The sequence below is a fragment of the Mesorhizobium escarrei genome, from assembly GCF_935825525.1.
Classification (GTDB): Bacteria; Pseudomonadota; Alphaproteobacteria; order Rhizobiales; family Rhizobiaceae; genus Mesorhizobium; species Mesorhizobium escarrei.
Window position 1 is genome coordinate 131,896 of the sequence record NZ_CAKXZT010000168.1, and the last position, 13,762, is coordinate 145,657.

13 protein-coding genes and 1 other RNA gene are annotated in these 13,762 nt (G+C 63.7%); 13 read left to right on the plus strand and 1 reads right to left on the minus strand.

The genetic code is table 11. The annotated features are described in order from the left end of the window. Positions 1-3 precede the first annotated feature (3 nt). The 4 genes from NMG80_RS38070 (at position 4) to NMG80_RS31570 (ending at position 1,999) form a co-directional block, all read left to right on the plus strand. Entirely contained in the window at positions 4-792 is a 789-nt protein-coding gene (locus NMG80_RS38070) for a lytic transglycosylase domain-containing protein (protein ID WP_436798731.1), read from the plus strand. A gap of 59 nt (positions 793-851) precedes the next feature. Next, an RNA gene (gene rnpB / locus NMG80_RS31560) (RNase P RNA component class A) lies at positions 852-1,250 on the plus strand. 174 nt (positions 1,251-1,424) lie between these two features. Continuing rightward, on the plus strand, positions 1,425-1,700 hold the full coding sequence (locus NMG80_RS31565; RefSeq protein WP_123151966.1) for a type II toxin-antitoxin system ParD family antitoxin: 276 nt from the start codon (positions 1,425-1,427) through the stop codon (positions 1,698-1,700). Continuing rightward, on the plus strand, positions 1,697-1,999 hold the full coding sequence (locus NMG80_RS31570) for a type II toxin-antitoxin system RelE/ParE family toxin (protein ID WP_254021748.1): 303 nt from the start codon (positions 1,697-1,699) through the stop codon (positions 1,997-1,999). The genes NMG80_RS31565 and NMG80_RS31570 overlap by 4 nt, the downstream gene beginning before the upstream one ends. Before the next feature lie 9 nt (positions 2,000-2,008). Here the strand turns inward: NMG80_RS31570 and NMG80_RS31575 are convergent, their stop codons facing one another. Further along, positions 2,009-3,124: a cystathionine gamma-lyase gene (locus NMG80_RS31575; RefSeq protein ID WP_254021749.1), complete on the minus strand. Its 1,116-nt coding sequence runs from the start codon at positions 3,122-3,124 to the stop codon at positions 2,009-2,011. A gap of 402 nt (positions 3,125-3,526) precedes the next feature. Between NMG80_RS31575 and mraZ the strand changes: the two genes are divergently transcribed. The 9 genes from mraZ to ftsW are packed head-to-tail and all read left to right on the plus strand — an operon-like array spanning position 3,527 to position 13,761. Next, positions 3,527-3,985 carry a division/cell wall cluster transcriptional repressor MraZ gene (gene mraZ, locus NMG80_RS31580; RefSeq protein WP_254021750.1) on the plus strand — a complete coding sequence of 153 codons (459 nt, stop codon included), beginning with the start codon at positions 3,527-3,529 and terminating at the stop codon, positions 3,983-3,985. Continuing rightward, on the plus strand, positions 3,982-5,013 hold the full coding sequence (gene rsmH / locus NMG80_RS31585) for a 16S rRNA (cytosine(1402)-N(4))-methyltransferase RsmH (protein WP_254021751.1): 1,032 nt from the start codon (positions 3,982-3,984) through the stop codon (positions 5,011-5,013). Before mraZ ends, rsmH begins: the two co-directional genes overlap by 4 nt. A gap of 4 nt (positions 5,014-5,017) precedes the next feature. After that, positions 5,018-5,410, plus strand: coding sequence for a cell division protein FtsL (gene ftsL / locus NMG80_RS31590; protein ID WP_254021752.1), 393 nt, complete (start codon positions 5,018-5,020; stop codon positions 5,408-5,410). Next, positions 5,407-7,152, plus strand: a complete 1,746-nt coding sequence (locus tag NMG80_RS31595) for a peptidoglycan D,D-transpeptidase FtsI family protein (protein ID WP_254021753.1) — start codon at positions 5,407-5,409, stop codon at positions 7,150-7,152. Before ftsL ends, NMG80_RS31595 begins: the two co-directional genes overlap by 4 nt. A 54-nt stretch (positions 7,153-7,206) precedes the next feature. Beyond that, complete coding sequence (locus NMG80_RS31600; protein ID WP_254021754.1) at positions 7,207-8,661, plus strand: UDP-N-acetylmuramoyl-L-alanyl-D-glutamate--2,6-diaminopimelate ligase; 1,455 nt, start codon at positions 7,207-7,209, stop codon at positions 8,659-8,661. Next, positions 8,658-10,091 (plus strand): UDP-N-acetylmuramoylalanyl-D-glutamyl-2,6-diaminopimelate--D-alanyl-D-alanine ligase, encoded by a 1,434-nt coding sequence (locus NMG80_RS31605; protein ID WP_254021755.1) that lies wholly within the window; start codon positions 8,658-8,660, stop codon positions 10,089-10,091. Before NMG80_RS31600 ends, NMG80_RS31605 begins: the two co-directional genes overlap by 4 nt. A 24-nt stretch (positions 10,092-10,115) precedes the next feature. Further along, on the plus strand, positions 10,116-11,198 hold the full coding sequence (gene mraY / locus NMG80_RS31610) for a phospho-N-acetylmuramoyl-pentapeptide-transferase (RefSeq protein WP_023798736.1): 1,083 nt from the start codon (positions 10,116-10,118) through the stop codon (positions 11,196-11,198). Between the two features lie 8 nt (positions 11,199-11,206). Further along, on the plus strand, positions 11,207-12,610 hold the full coding sequence (murD, locus tag NMG80_RS31615; protein WP_254021756.1) for a UDP-N-acetylmuramoyl-L-alanine--D-glutamate ligase: 1,404 nt from the start codon (positions 11,207-11,209) through the stop codon (positions 12,608-12,610). Further along, the gene (ftsW, locus tag NMG80_RS31620; protein WP_254021757.1) at positions 12,610-13,761 is read left to right on the plus strand and encodes a putative lipid II flippase FtsW; all 1,152 of its coding nucleotides are present in this window, start codon (positions 12,610-12,612) and stop codon (positions 13,759-13,761) included. The genes murD and ftsW overlap by 1 nt, the downstream gene beginning before the upstream one ends. Position 13,762 lies beyond the last annotated feature (1 nt).

A 13,762-nucleotide genomic window follows, 5' to 3' on the forward strand; every position in this document is an offset into this window, starting at 1 on the left:
CCCATGCAGAAATTGACCGTTTTAACGGTAGCTGTTGCTGCCGGCGTAATGACTTTTGCCATCGGTGCTGCCAATGGCGCGCCTTTGAGCCAGCGAGCCGACCAGGGTTTCATGACCACGTCCGATAAGACTGCCACGCCGAAAGTCGGGCAAGACGCCGGGGAAAAAAGGACAGCCTCCGCAAAGGTGAAAAAAGCTGCTGCGGTGAAGGCGAAAAAGCCAGCATCCGCAAAGGCGGAAAAGGTCTCTGCAAAGGCAGTCTCTGCAAAGAAGCCAGTCCTTGCAACGAAGGCAGTCTCCAAGCGGCATGTGAAGCGCAACAGGACCCGCATCGACCAGGCGACGACGGCGTCGATCGGCCGGAAAAGCCGGGCGGCGGCGCCGAAGCCGGCCGCCGCTGGCGATAGCGGCAAGTATTCGACGATCATCGAGCGTCATGCAGCCAGCAATGGTGTGCCGGTCTCGCTCGCCAAGGCCGTCATCATGATCGAGAGCAGGTTTCAGCCGAACCAGGTCGGCAGCGCCGGTGAGATCGGCCTGATGCAGATCAAGCCGTCGACGGCGCGCATGATGGGTTACAGCGGCTCGATCAAGGGTCTCCACGACCCCGAGACCAACATCAAATACGGCATGAAATACCTCGCCATGGCGCGCAATCTCGGCGGCGGCACGACCTGCGGCACGATCCTGAAGTACAATGCCGGCCATGGCGCCAAGCGGATGAACCCGATTTCCGCGGCCTATTGCGGCAAGGTCAAAGTGCAGTTGGCCGCGCTTGGAGCGCCGGCGTAATAAGCCGGGACCTGCTTTTTTGTTTGCGTTTTCGAACGTGAATCCCTTTATACGCCTTGCCAGCTGGCCGGGCGGCCGCACCCGCGAAGCCGAAAGGCTGCGGGTGAGGAAAGTCCGGGCTCCATGGAGACACGGTGCCGGTTAATGGCCGGCGGGGGCGACCCTAGGGAAAGTGCCACAGAAAGCAAACCGCCACGATCCGTCGTGGGTAAGGGTGAAAGGGTGGGGTAAGAGCCCACCGCGCGACTGGCAACAGGAGCGGCACGGTAAACCCCACCGGGAGCAAGACCGAATAGGGGCGGTGCGAGGGGAAACCCTCGAGGGCTGTTTCCGGCTCACCGTCCGGGTAGGTTGCGTGAGGCGCATGGCAACATGCGTCCAAGATGAATGGCCGCCACGTTCTCGCGCCGCAAGGGGCGAGGGCCATACAGAACCCGGCTTACAGGCCAGCTGGCAATTTTCGTCCAGATTTCTACAAGGAAATTCCCTGATATCAGCAGGTTGCGTCTTCGGGCGCGCCTGCTGGTTCAGACGCTTTGTTAGCTGAATCAGCTTGTGCATGGAACAAGCGTTGCTTGAAACAGGTGCGATTTGATCGTACCTTCCAGTACGGGCGATATAGGAAGCGCACCATGGGTCAGGTCGACAAACGCAGCATCACGCTTTCGCCGGAACTGGCGGCGGCGGTCGACGATGTGGTCGCCGCCGGCGAATATGCTTCGGCGAGCGAGGTGATCCGCGACGCACTCAGGCAATGGAAGGACCGCCGCGACCTACACGGCTACACGGTCGAGGAGTTGCGCAAGCTGGTGCAGGAGGGGATCGACAGCGGACCGGGACGATTTGCGTCGATCGATGAAATCAAGGCCGAGGCGCGTAGACGATTGAAATCCGATAACGCGGCATGAATTTGCTGCCCATTGTCCGAACTGCAAATGCAGAAGAGGATTTGATCGCGATCTGGCTTCATATCGCGCGAGGCGACGAGGCTGCAGCGGACCGGCTGCTCGACCGGATCGAAGCGCGCTGGCAGCAACTGACGACTTATCCTTTCTCGGGCGCACTGCGCGAAGACATTGCGCCCGGCATCCGCCATCTGGTCGTCGGCGAATACCTCACCTTGTACCGTGTCGGCGAGGATGCAGTCGAGATCCTGCGCGTGCTGCATGGCCGGCGCAATATCGAAGCCGACGATCTGGCTTGGTGATCGGTTCGTTCAACCGCCGGCGCCGTCCAGCGACGCCTCGATCGCCTGCCAAAGCGCTTCCACCGGCTCGCAGCCGACCGACAGGCGAACAAAGCCGGGCGGCACCGCATCACCCCAACGGGCGCGCCGCTCGGCCGAAGAGTGGACGCCGCCGAAGGAGGTCGCCGGCTGGATCAGGGCGCAGGCGCCGATGAACGCTTCGGCCCTGGCTTCACTCCCCAGGTCGAGGCCGATAAGGAAGCCGAAACGTTCCATCTGGGTGGTCGCCAGATTGTGCGAAGGGTCATCCTCCAGTCCAGGAAAGCGGACGGATTTCACGACCCGATGATTTGTCAGACGTCGGGCGATCAGTTCGGCCGATTTGCACATGCGCTCGAAGCGGACTTCCAGCGTCTCGAGGCCCCGATGGACCAGCCAGGCTTCGAATGGTCCGGGGATGGAGCCCGACAGTTTGCGCCACTCGCGGATGGCGGTGATGATCCCGGCGTCGCGGCTGGCGACATGGCCGAACAGCGCGTCGGAATGGCCATTGGGCGCCTTTGTGTCGGCGGCAACGACGATATCGGCGCCGAGGTCGAGCGGGCGCTGACCGTAAGGCGTCATCGTGGTGTTATCGGCGACGACAAGCGCGCCGGCCTCGTGCGCAAGGCGCGCCACGCCAGCCATGTCGCAAATGTCCAGCCCGGGATTGGATGGGGTCTCGACGAACACCAGCCGGTAGCCGGAAAAACCGCCGTCCACAAAGGACTTGGTCGGTCGTGTGTCGAACGGGACGTCGAAAGGTTTGAGGAAGCGCTCGGCAAGCATGCGCGGCGTGTAGTAACCATCGGATGGCAACAGGATGCGATCGCCTGCCTTGAGCAGCGCGAAGAAGACCGCCGCGATCGCGGCCATGCCCGACGGGAACGCTACGGACGGCGCGTCCTCGAGGTGGCCGAGCATGTCTTCCACCGCCTCCCATGTCGGATTGTCGTAGCGCCCGTACTGGCTGACGCCGGCCGGGTTGCCGGGCAGATGGAAAGTGGTCGTCATTGTCAGCGGCAGCGAAACCGGATCGCCCTTGGCGAGCTTGACGCCACGCAAATGGGCGAGGGTGGCGGCGCGCGACTTCGCTGTTTCGGACATCGTTGTTCGAACCCTGACTTTGAGGAGAAGGATGCGCAGACGCTATGCCGGGTGACACCGGCAGGCAAGCGCCGAACCGCGCCGGAAAACCGCTCTAAACGCTTCGTTAGGCTTAATGGAGCATAAACACGGGAGTGCCGTCAAAGCTGCCCTCATCGGTTGTGGCGCGCGTTTGTGAAGCCTATTCCCGTTGACGCCCATAGTGCCCCATGATATCCCATTTGGACATTCAAGCCTTCGTTCCGCGTCAGGGTGAAGCGTACGCCAATCGGGCAGCCGCGGCGGCTGCGCGTTTGCTTGTTTTCGCCTGGAACGAAGTGGGTTTTGGGCAGGGACTGCGCCGGGGCGGCGCGGGCGGGAAGATGCAGAGGGGTGCGGCGGCGCAAGCGGCCGTAACGCGTAATGGACCGGTTTCTGTCGAGCGCGGTGAACAGGATCGATGCGAAGGGGCGGGTGTCCGTTCCAGCGCATTTCCGTGCGGTTGTGCAGAAGCGCGGTTATTCGGAACTCTATGCGCTGCGCTGCCTGGACCGTCCGGCGATGGATGTCGGCGGGCTCGACCTGCTCGACCGCTACGAGCAGCGCATCGCGCAGGAAGACCCCTTCCTGCAGACCTCGGACGACATGTCGTTCTTCTGCCATGGCGATGGAACCTTTCTCAAGCTCGATCAGGACGGCCGCATCTCGATGACCGATTTCATCCGCGAGCACACCGGCATTTCCGCGGAAGTGGCTTTTGTCGGCCGCGGCAATTTCTTTCAGATCTGGGAGCCTGGACGGCTCACCTCCTATGGGGCGGAAGCACGCGCCCGGCTTTTGCAGCTTCGGCAGGGGACGAAGCCTGGGGAGCGGCCGGAATGATGGCGGGCTACGGCGATGACCCTCACGCCATTGGCGGACCGGCCCGTCACATTCCGGTCCTCCTTGCCGAAGTGCTGGAGGCGCTTTCGCCCAAAACGGGCGAGGTGGTCGTCGACGGCACATTCGGCGCCGGCGGCTACACCAAAGCCATTCTGGCGAGCGGCGCCTCGGTTGTCGCGCTCGACCGCGATCCGGATGCGATTGCTGCCGGTCTGGTTCTCGAGCAACAATCGGGCGGCAGGCTCCGGCTCGTCCAGGCGCCGTTCTCGACATTGGACGAGCATGTCGAAAGCGCTGACGGCGTCGTGCTCGACATCGGCATCTCCTCCATGCAGATCGATCAGGCGGAGCGCGGTTTTTCGTTCCGTGCCGACGGACCGCTGGATATGCGCATGGCGCAAGCTGGCTTGAGCGCCGCCGATGTCGTCAACTCTTTCAAGGTGGGCGATCTTGCCCGCATCTTCGGGTTTCTTGGCGAAGAGCGCCATGCCGGCCGCATCGCCCGCATGATTGAAAGCCGTCGCGAAAAACATCCGTTCGAGCGCACGCTCGACCTTGCAGACGCCATCGAGACGCATATCGGCCGCGCGCCGAAGGACAAGATCCATCCGGCGACCCGCGTCTTTCAGGCGCTGCGCATTTTCGTCAATGACGAACTCGGCGAACTGGCCAAGGCGCTGTTTGCGGCTGAACGCGTGCTGAAACCGGGCGGACGGATGGCCGTGGTGACGTTCCATTCCCTGGAAGACCGCATCGTCAAGCGCTTCATTGCCGATCGCGCCGATGCGGCGACCGGATCGCGGCACCTGCCCGAGGCGCAGGCGCGCAGCGCCACATTCAAAAAGATCGGTAGCGGCGTGACGCCCGGTGAGGCCGAGATATCGGCCAATCCGCGGGCGCGCTCGGCAAGGCTGCGTGCTGCGATCCGCACCGGCGCACCGGCGCGCGCCGGCGATTTTTCGATTTTCGGGCTTCCAAAACTTCCTGACCCAAAACTTCCCGGCGGCGAACGGCCGGGAGAGAGGTGAGCACGTGTTCCGTACCAGCGACATAGTCCTTATCGCCGTCATGGTTTCGGCCGCGGCCTTGACCTTCAAGACCAAGCGCGAGGCCGAGGAACAATTGGCGGCGGTGCACAAAATCCAGGCGCAGATCCGCTACGAGGAGGATACAATCGATCTCCTCAAGGCGGACTGGAGCCTGCTTACCCAGCCGTCGCGCCTGCAAAAGCTGGCCGAGATCTATAAATCGCAGCTCGAACTCGAGCCGGTCAGCGCCCGCCAGATCATCGGGCTGGACGATCTGCCGGCAAAACCCCTTACCATCGAGGACCTTTCTTCGCAGCGGCTGGGCGGCATGGCCGACAGTTCCGGCAAGGAACCGATGGGCAAGGACCCCGTGGTCACCGGAGGCATCGTCCAATGATCGCCAGACTTCCAGTGATGGCCCGGGTTCCAGTGATCGCCAGTCTGCTGACGCGCCGCGCCAAGTCCGGCGACGACGGATCGATTGTCGTCGAAGGCGCCCGCAAGGCGAACGGCGGCAAGGGCAGGACCCGCGTAGTGATGACGATGGCGGTGTTTTTCGGCATCTATCTGACCATCACCGGGCGGCTGGTCTATCTCGGTTTCCAGAACCCCGACCTGTCCGGCGGTCCGCAGAGCCGGGTGACAGCGTCGCGGCCCGACATCGTCGACCGCAACGGCGAAGTTCTGGCGACCGACATCAAGACGGCGTCGCTATTTGCCGAACCGCGCCGCATTGTCGACGCCGACGAGGCGATCGAAAAACTGGCGACGGTGCTTCCCGAAATCGACTACGAGCAGACCTATCATAAGCTGAAGAGCGGCGCCGGCTTCGTCTGGCTGCAGCGGCAACTGACGCCCAAGCAACAATCTGACATCCTGCAGCTCGGCATTCCCGGCATCGGCTTCCGCACCGAAAAGCGCCGCTTCTACCCGGCCGGCGAAACCTCGTCCTACATTGTCGGCCTCACCAACATCGACAATCAGGGCATCTCCGGGATGGAGAAATACATCGACGAACAGGGGCTGAGCGATCTTCAGGCGTCCGGCTTGGCGGTGGCCAAGGATCTGAAGCCGGTGCAGCTCTCGATCGACCTGCGCGTCCAGCATATCGTGCGTGACGAGGTCGCCACCGGCATGGAAAAATACCGCGCAATCGCGGCGGGCGCCGTCGTTCTCAATGTCAAGACCGGCGAAGTGCTGGCGATGGCCTCGGTTCCGGATTTCGATCCGAACAACCCCTATAATGCGCACGACAAGGACCGCTTGAACCGCATGTCGGCCGGGCTCTACGAGATGGGCTCGACTTTGAAGAGCTTTACCACCGCCATGGCGCTCGATTCCGGCAAAGTGACGCTGGAAAGCCGTTTTGACGCTACGCGCCCGATCAGGATCGGCCGCCAGACCATCCATGATTTTCATGGCAAGGCCCGGGTGCTGTCGGTGCCCGAAGTGTTCATCTATTCGTCCAACATCGGTTCGGCCAAGGAAGCCGAAGCGGTTGGCATCGAGGGGCACCGCGAATTCCTGCATCGCCTGGGCATCCTCGAGAGAATGCAGACGGAACTGCCTGAGGTCGCCCGCCCGACCGAGCCCAAAGTCTGGAAACAGGTCCATTCGATCACCATCGCCTTTGGTCACGGTGTGTCGACGACGCCGCTGCAGACGGCGGTCGGCTGTGCCGCGCTGGTGAACGGCGGCTACCTGATCCAGCCGACATTCCTGAGACGCGCGCAGGAACAGGCGATGTCGGTGGCCAAGAGAGTTGTCAGCGACAAGACCTCCGAGAGCATGCGCTATCTCTACGCACTCAATGCCGAGAAAGGCTCAGGCAGGAACGCCAGGGTTCCAGGTTATCGCGTCGGCGGCAAGACGGGAACGGCCGAGAAGGTCGTCAACGGCCGCTACTCAAAGGACAAGAACTTCAATGCCTTCGTCGCGGCTTTCCCGATGGACGATCCGCAATACATCGTGCTTACGATCGCCGACGAACCGAAGCCGGAAAAACCCGGCATGGGTGCGACGGCCGCCTCGAATGCTGGCGTCATGGCTGCAAACATTATCCGACGTTCGGCTTCCATGCTTGGCGTGAAGCCAGATTTCAGCCATGAAAATGGCGCAACGCTGGTTTCCTATCAGTGATTCTTAGGGCGCGCCGGCAACTGCGCGCTATTTTGTTGCTATGAACGGGGTTCGATGAAGCTGAAAGACCTAGCCGGTATCCTGCCTGTCGAGGGGACAGCTTCCTTCGATACGGAGGTTACCGGGATTTCTTCGGATTCCCGCCAGGTAGGACCAGGCGTGGTCTTCTTCGCGCTCGCTGGCACCAAGACCGATGGCGCGGCCTATGCCGCCGATGCCGCCAAGCGCGGCGCCGCAGCGATCGTGGCCGGCAAGGGCAGCGCCGTCGCCGGACTGCCGCTGCCCGTTTTCGCTGTCGAAGATCCACGCTTGGCGCTGGCGCTGAGTGCGGCCCGCTACTTCGGCAGGCAGCCGCAAACTATGGTCGCGGTGACCGGCACCAGCGGCAAGACATCGGTTGCGGCTTTCACCAGGCAGATCTGGGAGCAGTCAGGTTTTGCCGCTGCTTCGATCGGCACAACCGGCGTGGTGGCGCCGAGCCGCAACGAGTACGGCTCGCTGACCACCCCCGACCCGGTCGACCTGCACAGGCTGCTGCGCGAACTGGCGGATGCCGGCGTCACCCACGCATCGATGGAGGCCTCCAGCCATGGTCTCGATCAGCGCCGGCTCGACGGCGTGAAGCTCTCAGCCGGCGGGTTCACCAATCTCGGCCGCGATCACATGGACTATCATCCGACGGTCGAGCACTATCATCGCGCCAAGCTCCGCCTGTTCGACGCGCTGCTGCCGAAGGGCGCGCCGGCCGTCATCTTTGCCGACGATCCCTGGTCGGAGCCGACGATCCAGGCGGCAAGGGCCGCGGGACTGGATGTGCTGACGGTCGGCCGCCACGGCGAGTTCCTGACACTGAAGCGGGTCGAGCACGAGCGCCACCGCCAGCGTGCGGAGGTGGAAGTCGATGGCGTTCTCCACGAGGTCGACCTGCCGCTGGCCGGCGATTTCCAGATCGCCAATGCCCTGGTTTCGGCGGGCCTCGCCATCTCCACTGGAACACCTGCCGCCAAAGCCCTGATGGCGTTGGAGAAATTGAAGGGCGCCCCGGGTCGGCTGGACCTTGTTGGCACCACTGCCAACGGTGCGCCGGTCTATGTCGATTACGCGCACAAGCCGGACGCGCTGGAAAACGTGTTGGCCTCGGTGCGGCCGTTCACCACCGGCCGCGTCATCGTCGTGTTCGGCTGCGGCGGCGACCGCGACCGCGGCAAGCGTCCGATCATGGGCGAGATCGCCACTCGGCTGGCCGATGTCGTCATCGTCACCGACGACAATCCGCGCTCGGAAGTGCCCGAAACGATCCGTGCCGCGATCCTTGCCGCTGCACCGGGCGCCATCGAGATCGGCGACCGGCGCAAGGCGATCCACGAGGCAGTCGCCATGCTCCATGCCGGCGACACGCTGATCGTGGCCGGCAAGGGGCATGAGGAAGGCCAGACCATCGGCGCCGAGACGTTGCATTTCTCCGACCATGAGGAAGTCCGCGCCGCGCTCCAGGAGCACGCCGCATGAGCTTCCTGTGGACCTCAGAGGATCTCGTCGCCGCCATGGGCGGACGACCGCTCGGTCCGATGCCCGAAGGTATCAGCGGCATCTCGATCGACAGCCGCAGCCTTGCGCCGGGCGATGCTTTCTTCGCAATCAAGGGAGAGGCGATGGACGGCCATGATTTCGCGACCGCCGCCATCAAGGCCGGCGCGGGCGTGCTGGTCGTCGCGGAGGGCAAGCTGCCGTCGCTCGGGCGGCTGACGGCGCCGATGATCGTCGTGCAGGACGTGCTGGCCGCGCTGGAAAAGCTAGGGCTGGCCGCCCGCGCGCGCTCGAATGCGAGGATTATCGCGGTGACCGGTTCGGCCGGCAAGACCACCACCAAGGAAGCGCTGCGCCATGTGCTGTCCGCGGTCGGCAAGGTGCACGCATCTGCGCAGTCTTTCAACAACCACTGGGGCGTGCCGTTGACGCTGGCGCGGATGCCGGCGGAGTGCGACTATGCCGTGTTCGAGATCGGCATGAACCATCCCGACGAGGTCCGGCCGCTGGCCAAGATGGTCCGGCCGCATGTCGCCATCGTCACGCTGATCGCCGCGGCACATCTCGGCTTCTTCCGCAATCTGGACGAGATCGCCAAGGCCAAGGCCGAGATTTTCGAAGGGCTGGAACTAGACGGCGCCGTCCTTCTCAACCGCGACGACCCGCGCTGGAAGCTTCTGGACAAGATGGCGAGAGCCGCCGGCGTCGAGCACATCTACGGCTTTGGCGAGAACGCCCGTGCGACCTTCAAACTGCTGAAATGCGCGCTGGATGCCGATCATTCCGTCATCACTGCCAAGATCGGCGGTCAGGAGATCACCGCCAGGGTAGGCGCACCGGGCCGCCACATGGTGCAGAATGTGCTGGCCGTGCTCGGCGCTGCGCATCTGGTCGGCGCCGACATCGCCAGGGTGGCGCTGGCGCTGGCCGATCTTTCGGCCGAACGCGGACGCGGCAAGCGCCATGTGCTGCGCCACCCGAAAGGTCCGATCACGCTGATCGACGAGAGCTACAACGCCAATCCGGCGTCGATGAGCGCAGCAATGGCGCTGCTCAACGCGACGCCGGTGTCGGGCGAAGGCAGGCGCATCGCGGTGCTCGGCGACATGCTCGAACTCGGCGACCACTCGGCGAAGCTGCACGCAGCCCTTGCCGATCTCATCGTCGGCACCGAAACGCGCAGGGTCTTTCTCGCCGGCCCGGAAATGCGGGCGCTGGCCGATATCCTGCCTGATGAGATCGAGACAGAGTATCGCGCCGGCGCAGAGGATCTGAAACTGGTGCTTCTGTCGGCGCTGAAGCCTGGCGACGTGGTGATGATCAAATCGTCGAAAGGCATCGGGTTTTCCAAACTGGTCGACGCACTGCTCAGCAAATTTCCGGCGGCAGCCGCAACCGCCAAACAGACCTAGAGCCAGGTCCGGGGACCGAATCGCATGTTCACACTGCTCGTCGAATTCGCGGACAAGATCTCGGTCTTCAACGTCTTCCGCTACATTACCTTCCGCACCGGCGGCGCGCTGATCACCGCGGCGCTGATCGTCTTCATCTTCGGCCCGGCCATCATCAATTCGCTGAGGCTGCGGCAGGGCAAGGGCCAGCCGATCCGCGCCGACGGGCCGCAGACGCATTTCAAGAAAGCCGGCACGCCGACCATGGGCGGGCTGATGATCCTGTGCGGCATCATCGGCTCGTCGCTGTTGTGGGCGAACCTGTCCAGCATCTATGTCTGGGTAGTGCTGCTGGTGACCCTGGGTTTCGGCTCGATCGGGTTCTACGACGATTATCTCAAGGTGACGAAGCAATCGCACCTTGGCTTCTCCGGCAAGGCGCGGCTGGGGCTTGAATTCGTCATCGCCGGCATCGCCGCCTGGGTGATCATGCACAATGGCCAGGCGCCGTTCTCGTCGTCGCTGACCTTTCCCTTCGCCAAGGAGTTCCTCATCAATCTCGGCTGGTTCTTCATCCCGTTCTCATGCTTCGTCATCGTCGGCGCCGGCAATGCGGTGAACCTGACCGATGGCCTCGACGGGCTGGCGATCGTGCCGATCATGATCGCGGCGGCGTCCTTCGGCGTCATCGCCTACCTGTCCGGCAATGCGGTGTTCGCCGAGTATCTGCAGATCCATTTCGTGCCCGGCACCGGTGAATTGGCGGTGGTCCTCGGCGCAGTGATCGGCGCCGGCCTCGGCTTCCTTTGGTTCAACGCACCGCCGGCGGCGATCTTCATGGGCGATACCGGCTCGCTGGCGCTTGGTGGCCTGATCGGCACGGTTGCGGTTGCCACCAAGCACGAGATCGTGCTGGTCATCGTCGGCGGCCTGTTCGTCGTCGAGATCCTGTCGGTCATCATCCAGGTCGGCTACTTCAAGATGACCGGCAAGCGGGTGTTCCTGATGGCGCCGATCCACCATCATTTCGAAAAGCTCGGCTGGACCGAAAGCCAGGTGGTGATCCGCTTCTGGATCATCGCCGTCATCCTGGCGCTGGTCGGCCTGTCGACCCTCAAGCTCCGATAGGAGGCCGCTTGATCCCCGCCGCATCCTTCGCAGGCAAGCGCGTTTCGCTCTTCGGGCTCGGCGGCTCGGGGATCGCTACTGCGCGCGCGTTGATCGAGGGTGGGGCGGAGGTGCTCGCCTGGGACGACAATCCCGGCAGTGTCGCCAATGCCGCGGCCGTCGGTATCGCGACCGGCGACCTGCGTGGCGCCGACTGGGCGAAGTTCTCGGCCTTCGTGCTGTCGCCCGGTGTGCCGCTGACGCATCCGAAGCCGCACTGGACAGTGGAACTGGCGCGCGCTTCAGGCGTCGAGATCATTGGCGACATCGAGCTGTTCTGCCGGCAGCGGACCTTGCTGGCGCCGGCTGCACCCTTCATCGCCATAACCGGCACCAACGGCAAATCGACGACCACGGCGCTGACGGCGCATATCCTGAAATCGGCCGGACGCGACACGCAGATGGGCGGCAATATCGGCCGCGCGGTGATGACGCTCGATCCGCCGGAAACGGGGCGGCACTATGTCGTGGAATGCTCGTCCTACCAGATAGACCTGGCGCCCTCGATCAATCCGACTGCCGGCGTCCTGCTCAACCTGACGCCCGACCATCTCGACCGTCATGGCACGATGCAGCACTACGCCGCGATCAAGGAGCGGCTGGCGGCCGGCAGCGAGACGGCCATCGTCGGCGTCGACGATTCCTGGTGCGCCCAGCTCGCCGACCGGCTGGAGCGGGCAGGCCGGCACGTCATCCGCATTTCGAAGCGCCTGCCGCTGACCGACGGCTATTTCGCCGACGGCACCAATCTGATGGAGGCGGTGCACGGCCGTTACAGCCGGGTCGCCTTTCTCGAGGGCATCGGCTCGCTGCGCGGCCAGCACAATGCGCAGAATGCCCTGGCCGCTCTCGCCGCCTGCCTCAAGGTCGGGCTCGAGCTGGGCGAGATCCAGTCGGGGCTGGAGAGCTTTCCCGGGCTGGCGCACCGTATGGAGCAGGTCGGCCGTAAGGGCCATGTGCTGTTCATCAACGATTCCAAGGCGACCAATGCCGATGCGGCAGCGCCCGCCTTGTCCTCCTTTCCGCGCATCTATTGGATCGCCGGCGGGTTGCCGAAAGAGGGTGGCATCGAGCCGTTGCGCGGCCTCTTTCCGCGCATCGCCAAGGCCTATCTGATCGGCGAGGCAGCACCAGCCTTCTCGGCGACGCTCGGCGAGGCGGTGCCCTACGAGATTTCCGGCACGCTGGCCGCGGCAGTCGAGCATGCCGCAAGCGACGCGGCCAAGGACGTTGGCAATGGCGAGGTAGTGGTGCTGCTTTCGCCGGCCTGCGCCAGTTTCGACCAGTTCAAGAATTTCGAAGTGCGCGGCGAAGCCTTCAGGCAAGCTGCGAGCACTGTTGATGGCGTGAAGCTCATCGGAGGGGCACGATAATGCAAAGCCGTCTCGACAAAAGCCCGGTTGCCACCTGGTGGTGGACGATCGATCGCTGGTTCCTGGCTGCGTTCCTGTCGCTGATGGGGCTCGGCATCGTGCTGTCCTTCGCGGCAAGCCCGGCGGTGGCCCAGCGCATCGGCCTGGACAGTTTTCACTTCGCCACCCGACAGATCATCTTCACCATTCCCGCACTTGGCGTGATGCTGGCCGTCTCCTTCCTGGAATCGCGGCAGATCAGGCGCATGGCCCTGGCGATGCTGTGCATCGCGCTGGTGCTGATGGTGGCGGTGCTCTACATCGGCGTCGAGGTGAAGGGCGCGCGTCGCTGGGTGTCGCTCGCCGGCGTGTCGCTCCAGCCGTCGGAATTCCTGAAGCCTGCCTTCGTCATCATCTGTGCCTGGCTGTTTGCCGAACACAAGCGCCAGCCCGACATTCCAGGCAATCTGTTCGCCATGCTGCTGCTGGCCCTTGTCATCTCGCTGCTGGTGGCCCAGCCCGATTTCGGCCAGACCATGCTGGTGCTCGGCACCTGGGGGGTGATGTTCTTCATGGCCGGACTGCCATGGCTGTGGATCATCGCGCTGGGCGCTGCCGGCGTCGGCGGCGTGTTTGCCGCCTATACCGTGTTCCCGCATGTCGCCGGCCGCATCGATCGCTTCATGACCGGCGAGGGCGACACGTTCCAGGTCGACATGGGCCGTGATGCGCTGATCAATGGCGGCTGGTTCGGCGTCGGGCCGGGCGAGGGCACCGTCAAGCGGGTGATACCCGACAGCCATGCCGATTTCGTCTACTCGGTGGCCGGCGAGGAGTTCGGACTGATCATGTGCTTCTTCATCATGACCATCTTCGCCTTCATCGTGCTGCGCGGCCTCGGCACCGCGCTCAAGGAGCAGGACGATTTCACGCGCTATGCGGTTGGCGGCCTGGTAACGGTCTTCGGTCTGCAGTCGGTCATCAACATGGCCGTCAATCTGCAGCTGATGCCGGCCAAGGGCATGACCTTGCCGTTCATCTCCTATGGCGGCTCCTCGCAGATCGCCATCGCAATCTCGATGGGCATGGTACTGGCGCTGACGCGCAAGCGGCCGGAAAAGCGCAAGCAATTGGGCTTCGCGCCGTCGCAGCGCGCCATGCCGGCGGAGTGAA